The organism is Streptomyces sp. NPDC053048 (assembly GCF_044547045.1).
Taxonomy (GTDB): domain Bacteria; phylum Actinomycetota; class Actinomycetes; order Streptomycetales; family Streptomycetaceae; genus Streptomyces.
Genome location: NZ_JBITZS010000006.1, coordinates 314792 through 336360, shown reverse-complemented (window position 1 = coordinate 336360; position 21569 = coordinate 314792). Strand labels below are relative to the sequence as shown.

General features: G+C 71.7%; 18 protein-coding genes. 12 read left to right on the top strand and 6 right to left on the bottom strand.

Annotation, left to right across the window (positions count from 1 at the left end; all coding sequences use genetic code 11):
- Both ACIG36_RS18145 and ACIG36_RS18140 read left to right on the top strand, forming a co-directional pair.
- A complete protein-coding gene (locus ACIG36_RS18145) occupies positions 1-1032 on the top strand; it encodes an acyl-CoA dehydrogenase family protein (protein ID WP_399928391.1) in 1032 nt (343 codons plus the stop codon).
- 416 nt (positions 1033-1448) lie between these two features.
- Complete coding sequence (locus tag ACIG36_RS18140) at positions 1449-1928, top strand: ATP-binding protein (RefSeq protein WP_399928388.1); 480 nt, start codon at positions 1449-1451, stop codon at positions 1926-1928.
- 265 nt (positions 1929-2193) lie between these two features.
- Here the strand turns inward: ACIG36_RS18140 and ACIG36_RS18135 are convergent, their stop codons facing one another.
- Entirely contained in the window at positions 2194-3120 is a 927-nt protein-coding gene (locus ACIG36_RS18135) for a cyclase family protein (protein WP_399928385.1), read from the bottom strand.
- 124 nt (positions 3121-3244) lie between these two features.
- On the opposite strand from ACIG36_RS18135, the gene ACIG36_RS18130 reads away from it, so the two are divergent.
- From ACIG36_RS18130 to ACIG36_RS18110, 5 genes are all read left to right on the top strand, one after another.
- Positions 3245-4156, top strand: a complete 912-nt coding sequence (locus ACIG36_RS18130) for an SDR family oxidoreductase (RefSeq protein WP_399928383.1) — start codon at positions 3245-3247, stop codon at positions 4154-4156.
- 33 nt (positions 4157-4189) lie between these two features.
- Positions 4190-5353: an acyl-CoA dehydrogenase family protein gene (locus ACIG36_RS18125; RefSeq protein ID WP_399928380.1), complete on the top strand. Its 1164-nt coding sequence runs from the start codon at positions 4190-4192 to the stop codon at positions 5351-5353.
- Positions 5350-6813 carry an aldehyde dehydrogenase family protein gene (locus tag ACIG36_RS18120; RefSeq protein ID WP_399928378.1) on the top strand — a complete coding sequence of 488 codons (1464 nt, stop codon included), beginning with the start codon at positions 5350-5352 and terminating at the stop codon, positions 6811-6813. The genes ACIG36_RS18125 and ACIG36_RS18120 overlap by 4 nt, the downstream gene beginning before the upstream one ends.
- Positions 6814-6887: 74 nt before the next feature.
- Positions 6888-7961, top strand: a complete 1074-nt coding sequence (locus ACIG36_RS18115) for a Zn-dependent alcohol dehydrogenase (RefSeq protein WP_399928376.1) — start codon at positions 6888-6890, stop codon at positions 7959-7961.
- A gap of 83 nt (positions 7962-8044) precedes the next feature.
- A complete protein-coding gene (locus tag ACIG36_RS18110; protein ID WP_399928373.1) occupies positions 8045-9049 on the top strand; it encodes a hypothetical protein in 1005 nt (334 codons plus the stop codon).
- Positions 9050-9136: 87 nt separating this feature from the next.
- On the opposite strand, the gene ACIG36_RS18105 is transcribed toward ACIG36_RS18110, so the two are convergent.
- The 3 genes from ACIG36_RS18105 to ACIG36_RS18095 all read right to left on the bottom strand — a co-directional run bounded on the left by ACIG36_RS18105 (position 9137) and on the right by ACIG36_RS18095 (position 13072).
- A complete protein-coding gene (locus ACIG36_RS18105; RefSeq protein WP_399928371.1) occupies positions 9137-9790 on the bottom strand; it encodes a flavin reductase family protein in 654 nt (217 codons plus the stop codon).
- 95 nt (positions 9791-9885) lie between these two features.
- Positions 9886-10761, bottom strand: a complete 876-nt coding sequence (locus tag ACIG36_RS18100; RefSeq protein ID WP_399928368.1) for an enoyl-CoA hydratase/isomerase family protein — start codon at positions 10759-10761, stop codon at positions 9886-9888.
- Between the two features lie 91 nt (positions 10762-10852).
- Positions 10853-13072 carry an acetate--CoA ligase family protein gene (locus ACIG36_RS18095; protein WP_399928366.1) on the bottom strand — a complete coding sequence of 740 codons (2220 nt, stop codon included), beginning with the start codon at positions 13070-13072 and terminating at the stop codon, positions 10853-10855.
- A 201-nt stretch (positions 13073-13273) separates the two neighbouring features.
- Between ACIG36_RS18095 and ACIG36_RS18090 the strand changes: the two genes are divergently transcribed.
- Positions 13274-13714, top strand: coding sequence for a Zn-ribbon domain-containing OB-fold protein (locus tag ACIG36_RS18090; protein WP_399928365.1), 441 nt, complete (start codon positions 13274-13276; stop codon positions 13712-13714).
- A 34-nt stretch (positions 13715-13748) separates the two neighbouring features.
- Here the strand turns inward: ACIG36_RS18090 and ACIG36_RS18085 are convergent, their stop codons facing one another.
- Positions 13749-14921: a thiolase C-terminal domain-containing protein gene (locus ACIG36_RS18085; RefSeq protein WP_399928363.1), complete on the bottom strand. Its 1173-nt coding sequence runs from the start codon at positions 14919-14921 to the stop codon at positions 13749-13751.
- A gap of 89 nt (positions 14922-15010) precedes the next feature.
- On the opposite strand from ACIG36_RS18085, the gene ACIG36_RS18080 reads away from it, so the two are divergent.
- Positions 15011-16270: an acyl-CoA dehydrogenase family protein gene (locus ACIG36_RS18080; RefSeq protein ID WP_399928361.1), complete on the top strand. Its 1260-nt coding sequence runs from the start codon at positions 15011-15013 to the stop codon at positions 16268-16270.
- Positions 16270-16749 carry a nitroreductase family deazaflavin-dependent oxidoreductase gene (locus ACIG36_RS18075; RefSeq protein ID WP_399928359.1) on the top strand — a complete coding sequence of 160 codons (480 nt, stop codon included), beginning with the start codon at positions 16270-16272 and terminating at the stop codon, positions 16747-16749. Before ACIG36_RS18080 ends, ACIG36_RS18075 begins: the two co-directional genes overlap by 1 nt.
- A 188-nt stretch (positions 16750-16937) precedes the next feature.
- Here ACIG36_RS18075 and ACIG36_RS18070 read toward each other — a convergent pair whose 3' ends face one another.
- Positions 16938-17585, bottom strand: coding sequence for a TetR family transcriptional regulator (locus tag ACIG36_RS18070; protein WP_399928356.1), 648 nt, complete (start codon positions 17583-17585; stop codon positions 16938-16940).
- A 313-nt stretch (positions 17586-17898) separates the two neighbouring features.
- Here ACIG36_RS18070 and ACIG36_RS18065 point away from each other — a divergent pair, with 313 nt between their 5' ends.
- On the top strand, positions 17899-18729 hold the full coding sequence (locus tag ACIG36_RS18065; protein ID WP_399928353.1) for a VOC family protein: 831 nt from the start codon (positions 17899-17901) through the stop codon (positions 18727-18729).
- A 284-nt stretch (positions 18730-19013) separates the two neighbouring features.
- A complete protein-coding gene (locus ACIG36_RS18060) occupies positions 19014-21566 on the top strand; it encodes a serine/threonine-protein kinase (RefSeq protein ID WP_399928352.1) in 2553 nt (850 codons plus the stop codon).
- Positions 21567-21569: the final 3 nt, after the last annotated feature.

The following is a 21569-nucleotide window of genomic DNA, read 5'->3' as shown; positions in this document are numbered from 1 at the left end:
ATGGATTTCCGGCTGAGCGACGACCAGCGGGCGCTGCGGGCGGGAATGCGCGATCTCCTGGCGGCGCGATTTCCCCGGGAGAAGCTCCGGGAGGCGGTGGAATCGGAGGTGGGCGGGACAGCCGGTCTTGACCGCACCCTGTGGCGGGAGTTGGGGGAAGCGGGCCTGTTCTCGCTGCGGCTGCCGGAGGTGGACGGCGGGGCCGCTCTCGGGCTGCCCGAGGCCGTACTTCTCTTCGAGGAGGCGGGGAGGGTCCTGCTTCCCGGACCGCTGGTCGCCACCCACCTCGCGGCGGGCCTGGTGCCCGGTGCCGCTGAAGGTACAGCCGTGGTGACGGCTCTCGAGAGCTCCGGCACGGTCGAACATCTCGGCTCGGCGGACGCCGTGCTGCTGCTCGGCGGGCCGACGGTCCGTGTCCTGGAACCGGGCGACAGCTGGCCACCGGCCATGGGCCCCGCTCGGCCCCTCACATCGGTGGATCCCGCAACCCCCTTGCATCATGTACCGGAAGCCGGTGGTGTCCCGCTCGCGGCCGTCCCTGTCGCCGGCGCACCCGATGCCGCCCTGCTGTGCCGCGAGGCCTCCTTGCTGACCGCCGCGCAGCAACTCGGCAGCGCGGTCCGCACGCTGTGGATGGCGGTGTCCCATGTGCAGGACCGCCGGCAGTTCGGCCGCCCTGTCGGGGCGTTCCAAGCGGTGCAGCACCTCTGCGCGAACATGCTCGCGCGTACGGAAATCGCACGCAGTAGCGTCTATGCCGCATCGCTGACGGTTACCCCAAGTGACATTTCCGGGGCGAAACTGCTCGCCGATGAGGCTGCTGTCCGTAATGCCCGTGACTGTTTGCAACTGCACGGCGGTGTCGGCTTCACCTGGGACGCGGATGTCCATCTCCACCTGAAACGGGCTTGGGTCCGACGTATGCAGTGGCAGTCGACGGCTGAGGCCGAGGAGGAGCTGGCGGCGGCCCTCCTGGGCGGCCCGGAGAATTGCTCGGCGGAAATCGCGAACCGTACGAATGGCGCTGTGTAATCGATGTGGGTGAATTACCCGGCTTATCGCTGCCGAATGATCACGCTGCGTCGATATCGAGTTGTGTTCTTCGCGTAACTCGTCACAGTGCGGAGTCGCGGCGCCCCTCGGGTACCCTCCGTGGGGTGCGAGTGGTTCAGAGGCGCAACAAAGTCGGCGGGCCCGAAGGGGCTGATGTGCCGGGTCGGCCAATGCGCTGCGCTCGCATCGGTCCGGGGCGCGAAACGCCCCGGCGTTCGAGTCCCCGCGGCGCGCGTCGCACAGTATGCAGCACGCATACTCCTTTGCGCCGGAATATGCCTGAAGCGCTTGTTGGGGTAACTGAACGTCAACCATGCTGTCTCGAGAGGATGTCACATTCTGTGATCTCCCCAAGACGCGAGGCGTTGTGTCCGCCGGTTCGGATGGTGTGAGCGGTGCAGGTGCTTCAGATGCAGATGGAGGTTCGGGCCGACCCCGCGGAAGTGGGCCGGGCTCGGCGGTGGGCGCGGTCGCGGCTGGCCGGATCGGGCATAGGGGTCGATGAACCTCTCGCCGAGACGCTGATCCTGCTGATCTCGGAATTGGTCACCAACGCCGTGGTGCACACCGGATGCCCCGCCGTGCTGCGGATGCTCCTCCCCGGTGTGGGCGGCGTCGCGGGCGCGGCGGGCAGGGCGGGCAACGGCACCGTCCGCGTCGAGGTGGCCGACGTCAGCGCCCGCGAGCCCCGGCGCCGCCGGGCGGACGGCGACGAGACGGGCGGCAGGGGACTGGAGTTGGTCGACGGCCTCGCCGACCGCTGGGGCTGGCACAGGGAGGGTGCCGGCAAGCGCATCTGGTGCGAGGTCGATCGCGGGGAGCCGTACTGGAGTGGTGTTTTTGAGCCACAACACGCCGCGACAAATCGGGCTTAGTCGACAAAGTCCAGACCAGGTGTTGACGTGAAGTGGTCACGTGATCACCCTTGGATGCAGCGATTCGTTGCGAGGGGACGTCGAGAGGCCCGTCTTCCAGGGCTGCCTTGGCGAGTGCGGGTCGCGATCCGGCGCGACAACAGGGCTCGGGCGCCGGAGCTGGGTGGCGGCGTACGGTGCCGTGCTCGGGGTGCGCATCTGTGCGCCGCCGCCCGCCCGTCCTCACGAGGGGCTGAGGGCCCGGCCGTGCCGTGCGGCGCCGTCCTCAGAGAATGGCCACCGGGGCCACCGGTGTTCCCGTGCCGCCCACGAACGGTTCCGGCATCGCCGCCAGCAGGAACGCGTAACGCCGCGCTTCCGCGCAGGCCTCCGAAAGACCCTCGAGGTTCCAGTTCTGACCCTGCGGCATGCCCATCTCCACCAGGTGGAGCGCGTGAACGGGCATCCAGAGGTCCTCGATCTCCGGCGGGAAGATCTCGAAGGTGAGAGTGTCGTTGGCGACGGCCGCGACGTCCCGTGTGTGGAACCATTCCGGTGTGCGAATCGAAAGGCCGGGCGAAGGATAGGCGTACGCCTGCTTGTCGCCCGCGAGGTAGCGCTGGATCTGGCCAGTCCGCACCAGCACGATGTCGCCGGGCCGGACCGTAACCCCCGCCAACTCCGCCGCCGCTTCCAGGTCCTCGGGCGACACCGCGTGGTCGCCGTCGAGCCGGCTCACACCCCTGGCCCGCGCCACGTCGAGCAGCACGCCGCGCGAGACGATGTGCCCCGCCTTCTCGACGCCGTGGAACGCCGCGCGCCCATGAGCGGTGATCGAGTCCGCGGGGCGACCGTTGTAGAGCTTGCCGCTGTGCGAGACGTGGGCGAGTCCGTCCCAGTGCGTACCGGCCTGAAGGCCCATGGTCACGACGTCGTCGCTCGTGGCGACGGTCCCGGGGCCGAACATCTCCATGTTGACCGCGACCATGGTGTGCAGGGGGTTGACCCTGCCCGGGATCACGCCCGTCTGGATCCCGTCGTGCTGCAGCGGCACGGCCAGCGGAACGCGGCGCCCGCTCGCGACGGTCGCGACAGCGGCGCGCACGACATCGTCGGTGATGAGGTTGAGGGTGCCGATCTCGTCCGCCTCGCCCCACCGACCCCAGTTGTTCAGCCGTTTGGCCAGCTCATGGAACTCGGCCGGCAGCGCCATGGGTGCCCTCCCCGAAGTAGTCGGCCCCTCGCGGCCGTTTTCCGCTTCGCTGCATGTCTTGTGCTCGGACTCGCCCTGCCGAAAAATCTAACGGATCGTCAGATCGGGCGGGAAGGGGTGCACCATGGGGAACTTCCTGGCAGGCAAGGTGGTCGCCGTCACCGGAGCCGGGCGGGGCATCGGCCGGGCGGTCGCCCTGGCCTGCGCGGCGGAGGGAGCCCGGGTCGTCGTCAACGACTACGGCGTGTCCATCACCGGCGACGCGCCGACGAGCGAGGTCGCGACGGCCGTGGCCAAGGAGATCACGGCGGCCGGCGGCGAAGCGGTCGCCGTCGCGGACGACGTGGCCACCATGGAAGGCGGTCAGCGGATCGTCGACACGGCGCTGGCGCGGTACGGACGGCTCGACGGCGCCGTGTGCGTCGCGGGCATCCTCCGCGAACGGATGATCTTCAATATGACCGAGCAGGAGTGGGATCCGGTCATCGCCACCCATCTCAAGGGCACCTTCACCGTCTTCCGGGCCGCCTCCGCGGTCATGCGCAGGCAGCGCGGCGGAGCCCTCATCGGGTTCACCAGCGGCAGCCACCAGGGGAGTGCGTCCCAGGCCAACTACGCCTCCGCCAAGGGCGCGGTCATCTCCCTGGTCCGCAGTGCCGCGCTGGGGCTGCACAAGTACGGGGTGACGGCCAACTGCGTGGCCCCCGTGGCCCGCACCCGGATGTCCGCCAACGTGCCGGCGGAGCTGAAGGAGATCGGCGAGCCGGAAGACGTCGCCGCACTGGTGGTCTACTTGCTCAGCGAGCGTGCCCGCCAGGAGGGGATCACCGGGCAGGTCTACACCGTGGCCGGACCCAAGATCGCGGTCTGGGCCCAGCCCCGCGAACTCCGTGCCGCCTACGCCGAAGGACCGTGGACCCCCGACCGGATCGCCGACCTCCTCCCCGGAACGGTCGGCACGGACCCGATGCCCATGCTGGAGCGGCTCCGGGAGATGGCCGATGCGGCCGCCGCCGGTGAACGTCCCAACGCGTGACGCGTCCACCGCGAGGCAGGCCAGGGAGAGGCAATGGACTTTGCATTCGGGCCGGAGGACGACGCGTTCCGCCACGAGGCGCGCGCCTGGCTGGCCGAGCACCTCGCCACCGGCCGGCCCCGCACGGTGGGCCGCGACTGGGAGCGCGAACTGGGCGACGGCGGCTGGATCGGCCTCGGGTGGCACGCATCCCGCGGCACCTTCGGAAACCGCACCGCGACCCTGACCGGTCAGGTCGTCTGGGCCGAGGAATACGCCCGTGCCCAGGCGCCCGCCCGCCTCGGCCACATCGGTGAGAACCTGCTGGCCCCCACCCTCCTCGCCCACGGCGACGACTCCCAGTGCGCCCGCTTCCTCCCCGCCATCGCCCGGGGCGAGGAGCTGTGGTGCCAGGGCTACAGCGAACCGGGGGCGGGATCGGACCTCGCCGCCGTCCGGACCCTCGCGAAGCGGGCGGACCGGGGCCGCACGTACCGGATCACCGGACAGAAGATCTGGACCTCGCTCGCCCACGAGGCCGACTGGTGCTTCGTGCTGGCCCGCACCACCGAGGGGTCACGGCGGCACCACGGACTCTCCTTCCTTCTCGTGCCGATGGACCAGCCCGGCCGCATCGAGGTCCGCCCGATCCGGCAGCTGTCGGGAGAGGCCGACTTCAACGAGGTGTTCTTCGACGGTGCGGTGGCCGGCGCCGAGCACCTGGTCGGCGGTGAGGGCAACGGCTGGCGGGTCGCGATGGGCCTCCTCGCGCGCGAGCGCGGAGTGTCCACCCTCACCCAGCAGATCGGCTTCGCCGTCGAACTGGCGCGCGTGATCCGCCTGGCCGTACGGACCGGTGCCGCAGCGGAGCCGGTGGTACGGGACCGGCTCGTACGGCAGTGGGCCGACCTGCAGGCCATGCGCTGGAACGCGCTGCGGACCCTGGGGGCCGACGGTGACCCCGGGGCCGCCAGTGTGGCCAAGCTGCTGTCGGGCGGGTGGCACAGACGGCTCGGCGAACTGGCGATGCAGGTGCGTGGCGCCCCCGCCGCCCTGGGACCGGACGACTGGCACGCCGACAGGCCGTACCGACTGGACGCCCTGCAACGCCTGTTTCTCTTCAGCCGAGCCGACACCATCTACGGCGGCTCGGACGAGATCCAGCGCAACATCATCGCCGAGCGCGTACTCGGCCTGCCGAAGGAGGCCCGGCCATGAGGGCGTACGGACACTGGATCGCCGGCGCCTGGCACGCGCCGGATAAAGGGCACTATCCAGTTGTCAATCCGGCGACCGAAGAGGTCGTCGGGGAGGCCCCGGAGGCGACTCCCGCCGAAGTCGCCGACGCCGTGACCGCCGCGCGGGCCGCGCAGAGCGGCTGGTCCCGTACCGCACCGCGCGAGCGCGCGGCCGTCCTGGACCGGATCGCTGATCTGTTGACGGAACGAGGAGGGGACCTCGTGCCCCTTCTCCAGGCCGAGACGGGCGCAACCCTCCGCGTCGCCTCGGCGTTGCAGTTGCCCGCGGCAGCGGACCGCTTCCGGCGCTACGCGCGGGGCGCCATGGAACCGCACGTCCTCCCGCTCGCGCCGTGGCCCGCCAAGGCGAGCCCGCTGGCCCCCGGCGGCCTGATCGGCGCCGCCGCGGTCCGTCGCCCCGTGGGCGTCGTCGGCTGCATCACCTCCTACAACTTCCCGGTCGTCAATCTCGCGGGCAAAGTGGCCCCTGCCTTGGCCATGGGAAACACCGTGGTCGCCAAGCCGGCACCACAGGACCCGCTCTGCTGTCTCGAACTGGGACCGCTCTTCCGGGAGGCCGGCCTCCCGGACGGAGTGTTCAACGTGGTCACCGGATCGGGCGCGGGCGCCGGAGAAGCGCTCGTGGCCCACCCCGGCGTCGACATGGTCAGCTTCACCGGTTCCACCGCGGTGGGAAGGAAGATCGCCGAGACAGCGGGGAGGTCGATGAAGCGCACCCTGATGGAGCTGGGTGGTAAAGGCGCAGCCATCGTCCTGGGGGATGCCGACGTCAAGGTGCTCGAGTCGGCGATCGGGGCGGTCGGTTCGGTCTGGTCCTTCCACAGCGGGCAGGTCTGTACAGCGCCGACCCGCGTGCTCGTCCATCGATCGCTGTACGAGCGGGTCGTCACCGGGCTCACACGCTACGCCGGGGCACTGACAATCGGGAGCCCTGTGGATAACTCCGTGATCGTCGGCCCGGTGATCTCGGCCGCGCAGCGCGACCGCGTCGAGGCCCAGGTCGCCAAAGCACGGGACGAAGGCGCCCGGATCGCCGTGGGAGGCACCCGCCCCGGAATCCGTCCCGGGTTCTACGTCGCCCCCACCCTGATCACCGACGCCAACCCCGAGATGGCCGTCGCCCGTGAAGAACTCTTCGGCCCCGTCGTGGTGGCCCTCGCCTTCGACGACGAGGACGAGGCGGTCCGTATCGCTAACGGAACCTCCTACGGCCTCTACGACTACGTCTTCAGCACCGACACCAGCCGCGCCTGGGCCCTCGCCGCCCGGCTGCGCAGCGGGAACGTCGGCATCAACACCGTCCAGCGGCACCCCGAGGCGCCCTTCGGGGGCTTCAAGGAGAGCGGCGTCGGGCGCGACGGCGGTTCCTTCGCACTCCACGCCTACAGCGAACTCCAGTCGGTCGTCTGGCCGTCGTGACCCGCACCGCCGGGCCGTCGTGATCAGCGGTCCCGCCATGCCATCCGCCCCAGCGCCGGAGAGGACAACCATCCATGCGAGGCGTCATCTTCGACGGCAAGCGCCCGCAGGTCGTCGACGACTTGGAGGTCCGGGATCCGGGTCCGGGCGAGGTCCTGGTCGCCGTCGCCGCCGCAGGCCTGTGCCACAGCGACCTCTCGGTCGTCGACGGCGGCATCTCCTACCCCGTCCCCGTGGTGCTCGGCCATGAGGGCGCGGGGGTGGTCGAGGCGGTCGGTCCGGGCGTCGGCCACGTCACGCCCGGCGATCACGTCGCGCTGTCCACGCTGGCCAACTGCGGTGCGTGCCCCGACTGCGACCGCGGCCGACCGACCATGTGCCGTACGTCGATCGGCAGACCAGGCACGCCGTTCTCGCGCCGTGGAGAGAGGCTGTTCCAGTTCGCCTCCTGTTCCGCCTTCGCGGAGCGCACGGTCGTCAAGGCCGTTCAGGCGGTCAGGCTCCCTTCCGACGTGCCACTGATCCCCGCGGCCCTCATCGGCTGCGGGGTGCTGACCGGTGTCGGCGCGGTCCTCAACCGCGCCCGGGTGGGTCAGGGCGAGTCCGTACTCGTCATCGGCGCGGGTGGCATCGGGCTGAACGTTCTGCAGGGCGCGCGGATCGCCGGGGCGTCCACCGTTGTCGCCGTCGACGCCAACCCGGCGAAGGGGCCGCTGGCCCTGCGCTTCGGCGCCACGCACTTCGTCGACGCCTCTGCCGTACCGGACGTGCTGTCGGCGGTGCGGGAGATCCTGCCGACGGGAGTTGATCATTCGTTCGAGTGTGTCGGCGATCCCCGCCTCGTGCGGCAGGCGATCGACCTCCTCGACCGGCACGGACAGGCGGTACTGCTGGGCGTGCCGCCCGCCGGTGCGGAGGCGTCGTTCCGCGTCTCGTCCCTCTACCTGGACAAGTCGGTCCTCGGCTGCCGCTACGGCTCCTCCCGGCCGCAGCACGACATCGCTCTCTACGCGCAGCTGTACCGCGAAGGGCTGCTCAAGCTCGACGAGCTGATCAGCGAGGTATACCCGGTCGAGGATTTCGAACGTGCCGCCGCCGACGTGATCAACCGTACGGTGGCGCGCGGCGTCCTTTCCTTCGACCAGTAGGGGCATCGAGCGCTGTCCCGGACTCCTCGCAGCGGAACCTCTCGACCTCTGGAGGACTCATCCTGGGAGAGGGAGGGGCGACGATGACTCAGCAGGCTGAGCAGCACGCGATACCCGACGAGGCGACGGACACCGCGCCCGGCACCTGTTGTGCCACGCCCGAGCGCGTGCCGCACGGCGACGGCTTCGGCGCCGCGTTCTGCGCCTCGATGGCCACGCTCAGCGCCGAGGCCGTCATCGGCGGAACGGCAGCCGTGCTCTTCCTGCTCTCCCGTGAGCACGACGGGATCCCGGACAGCCTGCTGCTGATCGTCGCCCTCACGCTCGGGGTCCTGCTCCTGACAGTGCTCGTGAGCGGCTTCGTCACCGCCGTCGCCGTCATGCCCGCCCTGGGCCTGGCGCGCCGTTCGGCACGCGGCAAGGGGCGGACGGGCGGCCCGTTGCGGACCGTGGGAGCGGTGCCGGTGGTCTCGGCTGCGGTGGTGGGCGTCTTCGGCGGCATCGCGGCGCTCGGCAGCCTCTCCTTCGCGCAGCCGCTGCGCTACCTCGTCTGGTGGGGAGCGCTCACGGCGGCACTGCTGCCAGCGACTCTGGTCGGCCGGGCCGCGGCCCGCCGTGTGCGCGAGGGTCGCTCCGGAAGCGTCGCCCGCAGGGTGATGCGCGACAGTGCGCTCGCCTGGCTGGTCGTCGGAGCGCTGGGTGCGGGGGCGTACGGGACGGGACTGGTGAGCGTCTACGAACCGCCCCGCCTGACCACGTCGGACCTCGCCGGCACGTGGACCGACGGCCGTGGCGGCACGGTCAGGCTCGGCCCCGACGGCAACGCGACGGCTCAGGGGCTCGACAACTTCGTCTGGGACGGTACCGGCAAGGACAAGCCGACGGACTGCGACGGATCCGGGAGCTGGAAGCCGATCACGGAGAGCGGCAGGGTCTCGGGGGTCTCCCTGCGCATCAGCGCCTGCGAGCTGAGGCGCGACTGGAGCGTCATCGGTACGCAGAAGGAGCCGCGGATCTACCACGACGTGGGCAAGCCCGGCTCGGGCAAGCGCTACGTGCTCACCAAGGTCGTCAAGCGCGAGAAGTAGCACGAGGGGCCGTGCGCGTGCCCCGGCGCCGTCCGTCCTCGGGTGCCGTCCGTCCTCGGGCGTCGGCGTCCTCAGGTGTCGGCGTCCTCAGGTGTCGTACGTTCCGAACGCGTCGAAGGTGCCGAACGCACCCCGGTGGAACAGCAGCGGCCCGTCGCCCGCCGCGCCCTCGTCCGTCCCGAGAGCCTCCACACGTCCTATGACGATCAGGTGGTCCCCGCCCGTGTGCACGGCGTGAATCGTGCAGTCGACCCAGGCCGGGACGCCCGCGATCAACGGTGAGCCGGTCACCGGCGACGGCTTGCACGACACCCCGGCGAACTTGTCGGCCGTTTGCGAGCTTCTGGCTCCGAAACCTCGGCAGAGGTCTTTCTGTCCCGATCCCAGGATGTTGACGCAGAAGACCCCGGCGCGGGCGATGCGCGGCCAGCTCGTGGAGGAGCGTCCGACCATGAACACGACGAGCGGCGGTTCGAGCGACAACGAGGAGAAGGACTGGCAGGCGAAGCCCGCGGGTGGCTTCCCGTCCATGCCCGGCGCGGTGATCACTGTGACCCCGCTGGCGAAGTGGCCGAGAACACTCCGGAACTCCTCCGGAGTGGGTGGAGGCCGCTCGTCCTCTTGTACGGCCCGCAGCGGAGGGCCGTGCAGGGGTCCGCGAGGCGGGCTGTCGGCGGCCGGCGAGCCCGTCGGGCACAGACAGCGCACGGCGATGGCCGCCATTCCGGCGTGTCCCATCATGGCGCCCATTGAATCTGATGTGACATCAGGTGTGAACCCCGTGGGGGCGAGGCCCGGACCCGAACCGGCCGGGACGGACCGGTGCGTCGCGTGGTTCAGCGCCCCCGGAAGGCGGGGGCACGTCGCTCCACGAAAGCGACGACGCCCTCGGCCGCGTCGGCCGTCGCCGAGTTGATCTCCTGTGCCGCTGCCTCGGCAGCGAAAGCAGTCGTCCGGTCCGTCTCGAGCGAGGCGTTGACCAGCTGCTTTGTGAGTGCGAGCGCTCGGGTCGGGCCGTTCGCCAGCCGCTCGGCCCACGCCCGCGCAGTCTCAGCCAGTTCCTCGTCGGCCACCACCCGGTTGACCAGCCCGAGACGTTCCGCCTCGGCGGCCGGAAGCGCGTCGCCGAAGAACATCAACTCCTTCGCGCGCTGCGGCCCGACGAGGCGGGGCAGCAGGTAGGCGCCGCCGCCGTCGGGCACCAGGCCCCGGCGCACGAACACCTCGACCAACCGCGCGGATTCGGCGGCCAGGACCAGATCGCAGGCGAGCGCGAGATGCACGCCGAGGCCGGCGGCGGTGCCGTTCACGGCGGCGATCACGGGCTTCTCGCACTCCAGCACCGCGCTGATCAGCCGCTGTGCACCGGCCTTGATCAGCCGGGCCACATCGCCGGGTGCGCGCTCGGCGAAGGCCGTCCCCGGCGTGGCGCGCAGGTCCGCTCCCGCGCAGAATCCTTTGCCCGCACCGGTGATGATCACAGCCCGGACCGCCTGGTCGGCCGAGGCCTGGCAAAGCTGCGAAATCAACTGTTCGCGCTGGTCGGACGTGATGGCGTTGAGCACGTGAGGCCGGTTGAGGGTGATCGACAAGACCCCGTTGTCAGTGGCGTGCAGTACCAATGACTCAACGGATTCGGTGGACGCCGCGGACCCGTCGGCTCTGCCGTGTCCACTGGCGCCGCCGGCTGTCTCACGGGGGGAGAGACTCATGGGCAAGCTCCTTGTCCTGCGGGCGAATACGGGCCAGGTGCTGCGGGGAGACGCGGGCCCGCGAGCGGATACGGACCTGCCCGGCCGCCGCTCAGCGGCAGAACGCCAGCGCGTCGAGGGCCACAGCGCCCTGGCCGCGCTCGAGAACCACCAGCGGGTTGATGTCCAATTCGACGAGGACGTCGCCCAGTTCCAGCGCCATGCGCTGAACGCGCAGGACCGTCTCCACGAGAGCGTCCACATCTGCCGGGGGAGCCCCCCGGACGCCGCCCAGCAGGGCCCGTCCGCGCAGTTCGCCGAGCATCGTGCGCACCTGGTCCTCGTCGAACGGCGGGACGCGAACGGCGGTGTCGTTGAGGACCTCCACCAGCACCCCGCCCAGGCCCGCTGTCACCGTGGGCCCGAAGAGGCGGTCGTGGGCGATGCCGACGGCCATCTCCACACCGCGGCCGACCAGCTGGCAGACCAGGATGCCGTCCAGGGGCAGTTCCTCGTAGCGGGCGATCTCGGTGAGTTCGCGATACGCGTCGCGGACCTGGCTGGCAGAGGTCAATCCGATCTTGACCAGCCCGAGTTCGGTCTTGTGGGCCAGCTGCGGGCCCGAGGCCTTCATGACGACCGGATAGCCGATCTGCGCGGCCGCGCGCACGGCCGCTGCGGCGCTGGTCACCAACTGTTCGCGGGGTACGCGTATGCCGTACGCGCGCAGGAGCTGCTTCGCCGCGTGCTCGCTCAGCTGCTCGCCGGGGCGCAGCAGTGCCTGCGCCTTGCGTGCCGAGGGGGAAAGGGTGCGCGGCGCGTTGTCGAAGGGGGAGCGGTAGCCGGCGGTGAAGCGGTGGTGGTCGAGGTAGGCGCGGATTGCGGTGACGCAGTTGGAGAAGGTGCGGAAGGTGGCCACGCGCGAGGAGCCGAGGAGGGTGGTGCGGTAGGCGTCCTCGGTGCCGACCGGGGAGCCCCAGACGACGCACACCAGCTTGTCCGTGTTCTCCGCCGCGTCGACGAGGTCCTGTACGAGCCTGTCGCTCAGCGGGGGGAAGGGGCCCGTGACCGGGCAGACGAGGACGCCGATGGAAGGGTCGGCGAGCACGGCATCGATGATCTTGCGGCCGCGCCAGTCGCCGACGGGATGGCCGCCGTTGTCGATGGGGTTGGCGACGCTCAGGTAGCCCGGGATCCACTGGTGGAGCTCGCTCTGCCTGGCGGCGGACAGGACCGGCAGTTCGAGGCCGGCGGCCGTGGCCAGATCCGCGAAGTGGGCGCCTGTGCCACCGGAGATCGAATAGACGGCGACACCCGCGGCCCGGGGCGGGCGGGAACGGGCGAGCAGGGCGGCGGTGTCCTGGAGCTCGTCCAGCCCGTCCACCCGGATGACGCCGAACTGGCGCATGGCGGCGTCCACGACGTCGTCCGCGCCGGTCAGCTTGCCGGTGTGGGTGGCGGCGGTGCGGGCTCCGGTCTCGGTGCGGCCGACCTTGACGGCGACGACGGGCACCTTGTGGCGGGCGGCCCGGTCGGCGGCGAGCAGGAAGGCGCGACCGTCCTTGAGCCCTTCCACATACGCGGCGATGGCGCCGACCTCCGGCCGGGTGGCGAAGTAGGAGATGAAGTCGGCGCACTCCAGGTCCGCTTCGTTGCCGGTCGGGGCCCAGTGCGAGAGCCGGATGCCCAGTTCCTGCAGGGCGAAGACCGGCCGGCCCTGGTGGCCCGACTGGGTGACCAGGGCGATGGCGGGGCCGTCGAGGTCGTCGCGGAAGTGCTCGAAGGCGTTGAGGTTGGTGTTCGGCCCGAGGAGCCGGATGCCGGTGCCCTCGACGGCCGCGGCCAGCCTGGCCTGGGCCGAGGCGCCCTCGGCGCCGGTCTCGGCGAAACCGGAGGCGAAGACGACGGCGAACCGGACCTTGCAGTCGGAGAGTTCCTCGATCACGGGAGCCGGGTCGCCGACGAGGAGGACGGCCAGGTCGATCTGCTCGGGCAGGTCGCGTAGCGACGGATGGCAGGGGAGGCCGAAAACGGTGGTACGGGTGGGATGCACGGGGTGGATGCGGGCTCCGGCCCGTTCGGCCCACGCGATGAGCCTGCGAGTGATCGCCGTATTGGGGCGTCCCTCGGTCTCGGAGGCGCCGATGACGGCCACTGTCTCGGGCCGGAAGAAGCGGTCCAGGTCGGGGACGTCCGCATGCAGGGGGCGTCCGCTGACGTCCACGTCCTCGGTGGCGGTGCCGTGGACCACCGGGCCGGGGCGATTGCCACAGGCCACCACGCGGGACGGACGGGAGGTGGTGGTGAGGGTGCCGTGAGTCGATCCGAGCATCGTTCTCGCCCACTCCTGCTCGATGGCCGATAAACTGACGTTGAGTCAGATTACCGATCTGACAAGCCAGCAGGAATGGTCTTGCGGTGGAACAGCCGGAATGCGATCAGCCGGGCGTCGGCGGATCGCGCGGCACGGACGGTCGTGAGCGGACCTCGCGGATGTCCGTGAGGCCGCCGTAGGGCCCGGCGAGGTGGGCAGGTGGGCATCTTGAACGGATCGCCGCGCTCCGATGTGCCGGAGATCGACGACTTCACGCGCCCCTACTGGGAGGCCGCGGCCGACGGGCGGCTGCTGATACGTCGCTGCCGTGCCGCCGGGTGCGGCAGGGCGCACCACTATCCGCGCGAATTCTGCCCGCGGTGCTGGAGCGAGAACGTCGTCTGGGAGGAGGCGAGCGGCCGGGCCACGCTCTACACCTGGTCGGTGGTCCATGTGAACGATCTGGCACCCTTCGGATCCCGCCTGCCCTACGTGCCGGCCGTCGTCGACCTCGAGGAGGGGCCGCGCATGATGAGCGAGGTGATCAACTGCCCCGAGGGCTCCCTGCGTGTCGGAATGCGGCTGCGGGTCGGATTCCGCCGGGATCCCGGCGTCCCGGTGGTGATTCCGGTCTTCCGGCCGCCGGTTGTGGAGCGGTGAGGGGGAGGGGTGAGGAGGATGTGACGGGCTCGCGTCAGTCGCGGCCGAGGACGACCGTCCCGGAGGAGCAGAACCATCCTCCTGTGCCCGACGCGACCGCCAGCCGGGGCGGCCGCCCGCCCGCCGTGCGGACCTGACGGCCCTCCTGTGCCTCGCCGCGCAGCTGGCGCACGGCCTCCACCAGCAGGAACAGGCCCCGCATGCCGGGATGGCAGGCGGAGAGCCCGCCGCCGTCGGTGTTGACGGGCAGGTCGCCGCCGATCGTCAGCCGGCCGTTCGCGGTGAACGCGCCGCCCTCGCCCTTCGCGCAGAAGCCCAGGTCCTCGAGCGTCACGAGCGTCATGTACGTGAAGGCGTCGTACAGCTCGGCCAACTCGATCTCGTGCGGGGCGACCCCCGCGCGTTCGAAGGCCAGGCGCCCCGAGACCGCTGCCGGGGTGACGGTGAAGTCCTCCCACTCCGACATGGTGGTGTGCGAGACGGCCGAGCCCGTGCCCAGGATCCAGACCGGGGGTTTCGCCGTGTCCGCGACGTATTCCTCGGCGGCCAGCAGCACGGCGCAGCCGCCGTCGGAGCGTATGCAGCACTGGAGCCTGGTGAAGGGGTCGGCGATCACGGAGCTGCCGAGGACATCGTCGACCGTGAGGGGTGTGCGGTACATCGCGTCCGGGTTGTGCGCCGCGTTGGCGCGGGCCTGCACGGCGATGCCGGCCAGTTGCTCGAGCGTCGTGCCGTACTCGTGCATGTGGCGACGGGCCGCCATCGCGTACTTGGCGATGAGGGTGTGCCCGTAGGGAACCTCGAACTGCGCCGGGCCCCGGGCGCCGAAGGACAGGGTGGCGGTGCGGCGGCCTGCCCTGATGTCGGCGCGGGCTGTGGAGCCGTACACCAGCAGGACGGCGTTCGCATGACCCGCCGCGATGGCGTCGGCCGCGTGGGCGGCCATGACCTCCCAGGTCGAGCCACCGACGGCCGTCGACTCCACCCAGGTGGGCCGCAGCCCCAGGTACTCCGCGACATCGACGGGAGCGAGCGTGCCGAGCCCTGCCGAGGCGAATCCGTCGACGACCTCTTTGCCGAGACCGGAGTCGGCCAGGGCGCGGCGGGCGGCCTGGGCGTGCAGGGCGTAGGGGGTGACGGTGTCGAGGCGGCCGCAGTCCGCGAGGGCGACGCCCACGACGGCGGCTCTGCGTTCGGCCGAAGTCATGTACCTGACGGTACATCAGATGCGCTCTGGGCATGCCGCGTCGCGGAACTTATGCTGACGCCCCGTCAGCATGGCGAGAGGGTCTGCCCATGGATGCCACGATCGGCCAGGAGCAGCGCCAGTTGCGCGACGCTCTGCGCGCACTGCTGCTCAAGCGCTCCGGCCCCCAGCAGGTCAGGGAGGCGGTACTGACGCCCACCGGCTACGACGCAACGCTCTGGCGGCAGCTGGGACAGCGGATGGGGCTGCCGGGGCTGGCGGTGGACGAGCGCTACGGGGGAGCCGGTCGCGGCCCGGCCGAGCTCGCCCTGGCGTCCGAGGAGACCGGGCGCGTGCTCTGCCCGTCACCGCTGTTCGCGACGGCGGCACTGACAGCCCCGCTGGTCGCCACCCTCGGCACCCCGCAGCAGTGCCGGACGCTGCTGCCGTGCCTTGCCGCCGGCGAGCTGACCGGAGCGCTCGTGCTGCCGGGCGCCACACTCCCGCGCGCACTCGGGCTCACCGGCCCGCCGGGCCGCCCGGCAGGCGGGAACGGGTCCGGCGGCGACGAGGCCGCCTCCTGGTCCGGTGGTGGCCGGTCCGGAGGCGTGCAGGCGCGGCGGACGGACGACGGATGGCGGCTCTACGGCGAGGCCCGCCAGGTGCTGGACGGGCACAGCGCGGATCTGCTGCTGATCGCGGCGCACACCGGCGGCTACGCACGCGGCCGCACGCTGCTGTTCGTCGTCCGGCCGGAGGGGGAACGAGGTGTGACCCGTACCCGGCTGACCTCGCTCGACGAGACCCGGCCGCAGGCCCGTGTCGAACTGCGCGAGGTGCGGGCGGAGCCGCTCGGCGCGGCCGAGGACCGCGATGCGTGCGCGGCCCTGGCGGCGCTCGTCCCCGGCGTGGCGGCCGTACTGGCGGCCGAGGCGGTGGGGGCGGCGGAACGGGCGCTGGAGCTGACGGTGGAGTACGCGTGCGTGCGCGAGCAGTTCGGCAGGCCGATCGGCTCCTTCCAGGCAGTCAAGCACCGGCTGGCGGATCTCCACGTGGCCGTCCAAGCGGCGCGCTCGGCGGCGTACTACGCGGCATGGGCCGCCGGAGAGGGGCGGACGTCCGCCGAGAGGGCGGCCGCGGCCGGAGTGGCCCTCGCGCAGGCCCTGGAGACGGCCGGGGCGGTGGCGGGAGAGGCGATTCAGCTGCACGGCGGCATCGGGGTGACGTGGGAGCACGACGTGCAGCTGTACTTCAAACGGGCGGCGTCGGACGCGTTGCTGTTCGGACCTGTGCACGAGCTGCGGGCGCGTGCGGCGGCCATTGCCGGACTGTTTGACCTCGGGGCGGACCGGGAAGCGGTGGTGCTGTGATGGATGCCTTCGAACGTCAGGTCCAGAGGGTGTCATCGAGCCGTGCGTTCGCGAAGATCGCCCCGCACTTCATACCGGCGCTGGACCGCACCGTGCACCGGCTCACCGGCGGCAAGGTGCTGCTGAGCGCGCGCATGCTGCCCGGTGTGGTGCTGACCTCGACGGGGGCGAAGAGCGGCTTGGCCCGTCGGACGCCCTTGGCGTGCATGCGGGAGCGGGACGCGGACCACGACAGCTGGATCCTGATCGGCAGCAACTTCGGCCGGCCCGGTCACCCCGCCTGGACGGCGAACCTGCTGGCGCATCCGGATGCGGAGATCAGCTGGAAGGGGCGGGACATTCCCGTGCGGGCGCGGCTGCTGCGCGGCGCGGAACGGGAGGCCGTGTGGACGGCGGTGCTCGACTTCTGGCCCCCGTACGCCCGCTACCAGGCACGTGTGGAGCGCCGGATCCGGCTCTTCCGGCTGGAGCGGCGGTAGCGGCGGCAGGAGTTGTTGCGCCGCGGCGGGGGGGGCCCCGGGGGGGCCCCCCCCCCCCCCCCCCCCCCCGAAACGCGGGGGGGGGGGGGGGGGGGGCGGGGGCCCCCCCCGGCCCCCCCCGCCGCGGCTATGACAGGACGTGCGTGGTGGAGCGGCGTTCTCGCGCCGGGTGCCGTCGTACTAGCGGCTCACTTCGTCGGCTTCTTGCCGGTGATGCCCAGGTGCACCAGCAGCGCCAGATTGGGCTTGAGCTCCGCCTGCTTGACGCCCCAGCTCTGGAAGCCCTTCTGGTGCGAGGCCACCGCCGCGAGCATGGCGACCAGCGCGCCGGCAACGGCGGCCGGGTTGACGTCCTTGTCCACCTTGTTCTTGGCCTGGAGCTCCTTGACGGAGTCCGTGAGGGAGTTGGTGACGGCGTTGAGGATCTTCATGCGGATCTTGTAGAAGCGTTTGTCGCCCTCGGCCGCCCCGAGGTCGACCACGCGCAGGATCGCGTCGTGCTTGCGCCAGAAGCCGAGGAATCCGTCGACGAGTTCCTCGGCGGCCTGCCAGCCGGACCTGCCGACCCAGGAGCGGCCGGCGACGAATTCGGTCAGGCTCGCCCCCTCCTTGGCCATTTCCTCGGCGATCTCGAGGACGGCGCCCTCGACGTCGGGGAAGTACTGGTAGAAGGTCGCGGGCGAGGTGCCGGCCCGCCGGGCGACGTCGATGACCTTGACATCCCGGTAGGGCGAGGAGCTGAGCATTTCACTGAGGCAGTCGAGCAGCTTCTGCCGCGTCGCCTGGCCGCGCCGACCGGCCACGCGGCCGTCGACGGTGCGTACTTGTCCTGTCATGCCGTCAGCTTACCGAGGGGTGATCGGAGCGCGATTCGGCCGCATGCAAATGGGGGCGGGGGTCGACGGTGGGGTATATGTGCAGGTCAAAGGGGGTGTGAAGGGGCGGGAAGACAGTTGAAGTGGATTGGCCCGTACCGGTGAATTGTCCTATCAACAAGCTGTGGACGTCGATATCCGCGAGGCCATTCCGGAGGTTATCCACAGGCCGCGCGAGATCCGTGAAACCCCCTTACCGTGGCAGCGAGAACACTCCGCGCCGCAGGGTCTCATGCCCGGTCGCGCAGCCCGGTCGCGCAGGAAGGAGCCGACCATGAGCACAGCCACGGACGGAATCCAGGAAGGCGTGCCCTGCTGGGCGGATGTGATGCTGCCCGACGTCGAGGCCGGCAAGCGCTTCTACGGCGAGCTCCTCGACTGGACCTTCCAGGACAGCGGTGGCGAGTACGGCCACTACACCCAGGCCTTCCACGGCGGGAAGAACGTCGCGGCGCTGGCGCCCAAGCCCGACGGCCGGATGCCGACGGCCTGGTCCGTCTACTTCGCCTCCGCCGACGCCGCGGCCACCGCCGACCGGATACGTGCCGCCGGCGGGCAGATCGTCATGGGACCCATGGCGATCGGCCCGTTCGGCACGATGCTCATGGCCGCCGACCCCGGGGGCGCGGTCTTCGGCGTCTGGGAGGCCGGCAGCCACAAGGGCTTCGAGAAGCGGGGCGAGCCGGGCTCCTTCGGCTGGACCGAGGTCTTCACCTGGGACGTGAAGGCGGTCGATCCCTTCTACGAGGCGGTCTTCGGCTTCCGCACCCAGGACGTCAGCGAGGAGGCGGGCATCGAGTTCGCGGTCTGGACCCCGGAGGGCAAGCCCGCGACGCCGGAGAACGCGGTCGCCGGCCGCGCTGTCATGGACGGCAGGTTCCCGCAGGAGATGCCCGCCCACTACCTGGTCTACTTCGTGGTCTCCGACTGTGACGCCACGGTGGGCACGGCGCTGCGGCTGCGCGGGCGGATACGCAGGGAGCCGCAGGACACCCCGTACGGGCGGTTCGCCGTGCTCGCCGACGACCAGGGTGCCGACTTCGCCGTCATCGACCTCTCGGACGTGACGGAGGCGTCCGCGCAGACGGCCTCGGAGGCCTCCTAGCCGACGGCCGGCAGTCGTCGGCCTCCTGGGCCGGGCCGGGGCAGTGGGCGCGGCGACGGGTCGCGCGGGGCCGGGGACGGTGGGACGGGGAGGGGGGTAGGGGCGAGTGATCCGCATGTGGTGGCATATGGCTGGATATGGCGGAGACACGGCGAAGCGTCACCCGGGTTCGCAACCACGGGCTTCGCCAGGAAGAATCAGGGTGCGTACCCCGGGATAATTTCGCGGTGAGGCGCTGCACGGGGCTGAAACTCATCAAGCCCCCACGGGGAGGTGGCAGGTCAGTGGTGGAGCAGCTTACGCAGCACGACCCGAGACGGATCGGCCCGTTCGAGGTGCTCGGCCGACTCGGTGCCGGCGGCATGGGGCTGGTCTATCTCGCCCGCTCGGCGTCCGGCCGGCGAGTGGCGATCAAGACGGTGCGCACGGAGCTCGCGGAGGACCAGCTCTTCCGTGTCCGCTTCACCCGTGAGGTGGAAGCGGCCCGTGCGGTCAGTGGCTTCTACACCGCCGCCGTCGTCGACGCCGACCCGCGGGCGGCCGTGCCGTGGCTGGCCACCGCCTACGTTCCCGCGCCGTCCCTCGAGGAGATCGTCAACGAGTGCGGGCCGCTGCCGGCCCAGGCCGTGCGCTGGCTGGCCGCCGGGGTCGCCGAGGCGCTGCAGTCCATTCACGGCGCGGGGCTCGTGCACCGCGACCTCAAGCCGTCGAACGTGCTCGTGGTGGAGGACGGCCCGAGGGTCATCGACTTCGGCATCGCCTCGGGTGTCTCCAACACGCGGCTGACCATGACCAACGTCGCGGTCGGCACGCCCGCGTACATGTCACCCGAACAGGCGCGCGATTCCCGCAGTGTCACCGGCGCCAGCGACATCTTCTCCCTCGGCTCCACGCTGGTCTTCGCCGCCACCGGACACGCCCCGTTCCACGGCGCGAACCCCGTCGAGACCGTCTTCATGCTGCTGCGGGAGGGCCCGGACCTGAGCGGGCTGCCGGACGAGCTGCGGCCCCTCATCGACTCCTGCATGCAGATGGCGGCGGAGAACCGGCCCAGCCCGGCGGATCTGCAGTCGCAGCTCGCCCCCCACCTGTTCGCTTCCGGCGGGGGAGACGACAGCGGCACCGCCTCCGCGTGGCTGCCCGACAACGCCGTCTCCCTGATCGAGCAGCGCCGCGCCGGACACCGGCCCGCGGCCTCCGGCAACGCGCGCGGCGGCCGCAGCCGTCCGGGCGTCCCGCCCCGGCCAGCTCAGCCGCCGACGCCCCCTCGCGCCCCGAGCCCCGCTCCGGCCCCCGAGCCCGTCGTCGCCTACGAGCCGCCCGGCGGCCGTGCCGCCGGCTGGGCCGACGGGCACGCGGGCGGCGCGGGTACCGGCCGGTCCTCCGTCGTGAGCGCCCCGGACCCCCGCGGTGGGCTGAGCGGCCCGCACGGCGTACCGGCGGGCGCTGCCGCCGGCCCGCAAGGGCGGCACGCGGGAGCGCCCGCCGTGGCCGCGTCCGACGGTACCGTCCGGCTCGCCGGCTCGCAGGTGCCGATCGGCCCCGGCCCCCGCGTCGCCGACGCGCGCGACGCCCACGACAGGACGGGCACCGGCCCCACCACCGGCTGGGTGCGCCCCCCGGCCGGCGCTTCCGCCGCGGCCGTTCCCGCCCAGGCCCCCGCCCCCGACCCCACCCCGGACGGCGGCACCAACGCCCAGGCAGCCCCGGGACGTTGGCGGCCGTGGCGGTTCCGCATGTCCAACGATGTGTGGGGCACGCCCGTCGTCTCCGCCGAGCTGCTGTACGTCACGTCCTTCGAGGTGCACGCCCTCGACGTGGCCAGCGGACGGCGGCAGTTCAAGACCCGCGACGTGGCCTGGGCCATGGCTCTCGCCGACGGTCGCATACACGCCTCCGACGGGCCGACGCTCTACGCGCTGGACGCCGCCGACGGCACGGAGCGGTGGCGGCTGTCGACCGACGGCTGGGTCTACTCCCTCAAGGCGGACCGCGGCACCGTCGTCACGGGCACCCGCGGCGGCGGCGTCCAGGCCTGGGAGGCCGCCAACGGCGAGCTGCTGTGGGAGATGGGCGGCGCCCAGACGGACTTCGAGACCCCCGACTGCGGGCCGGTCGTCCACGACGGCACGGTGTACGTGTGGGCCGACGCCCGGCTGCGCGCCCTTGAGGCGCGCACGGGCGTGGAGCGCTGGTCGTACCCGGTGGGCGACACCGCCTCCTGCGGCGGAGTGCCGGTGCGGCTGCTCGCCGCGCCCGACGGCGTGGTCTACGTGGCCGCGGGCACGCGCGTGCTCGCGATCGACGTGGCGCGGGGCGACGTGCGCTGGCGGTTCGAGGCGCCGGCCGTCTTCCTGAGCCCGCCCGCGTTCGCGTCCGGCCCCTCGGTGACCGGCGGTGGCGTCTACATCGCCGACTACCTGGGCACCGTCTACGCCCTGGACGCGGCGACCGGCCGCGACCGCTGGCGCATCGCCACCGAGGCCCGTCAGTCCACCGAACCGGTGCTGCTCTCGGCCGGTGCCGTTCACCTGGGCAGCGGCGGCGCGCTCTACACGCTGGACGCCGTCACCGGTACGCCCAGGTGGCGGTTCGCGGCCGGGGGCGACATCGTCGGTTCCCCCGTCGTCGCGGACGGCCGGGTGCACTTCGGTTCGGCGGACCACTGCCTCTACACAGTGGACGCCGCGGGCGGCCAGCTGCGCTGGAAGCTCGCCACCGGCGGCGAGATCACGGGATCGCCGGTGGCCGCGAACGGCGTCGTCTACGCCTGCAGCAAGGACCGCTGCGTCTACGCACTGGACGCCGCGAAGGGCACGGGGCTCTCCCGACGCTGACGG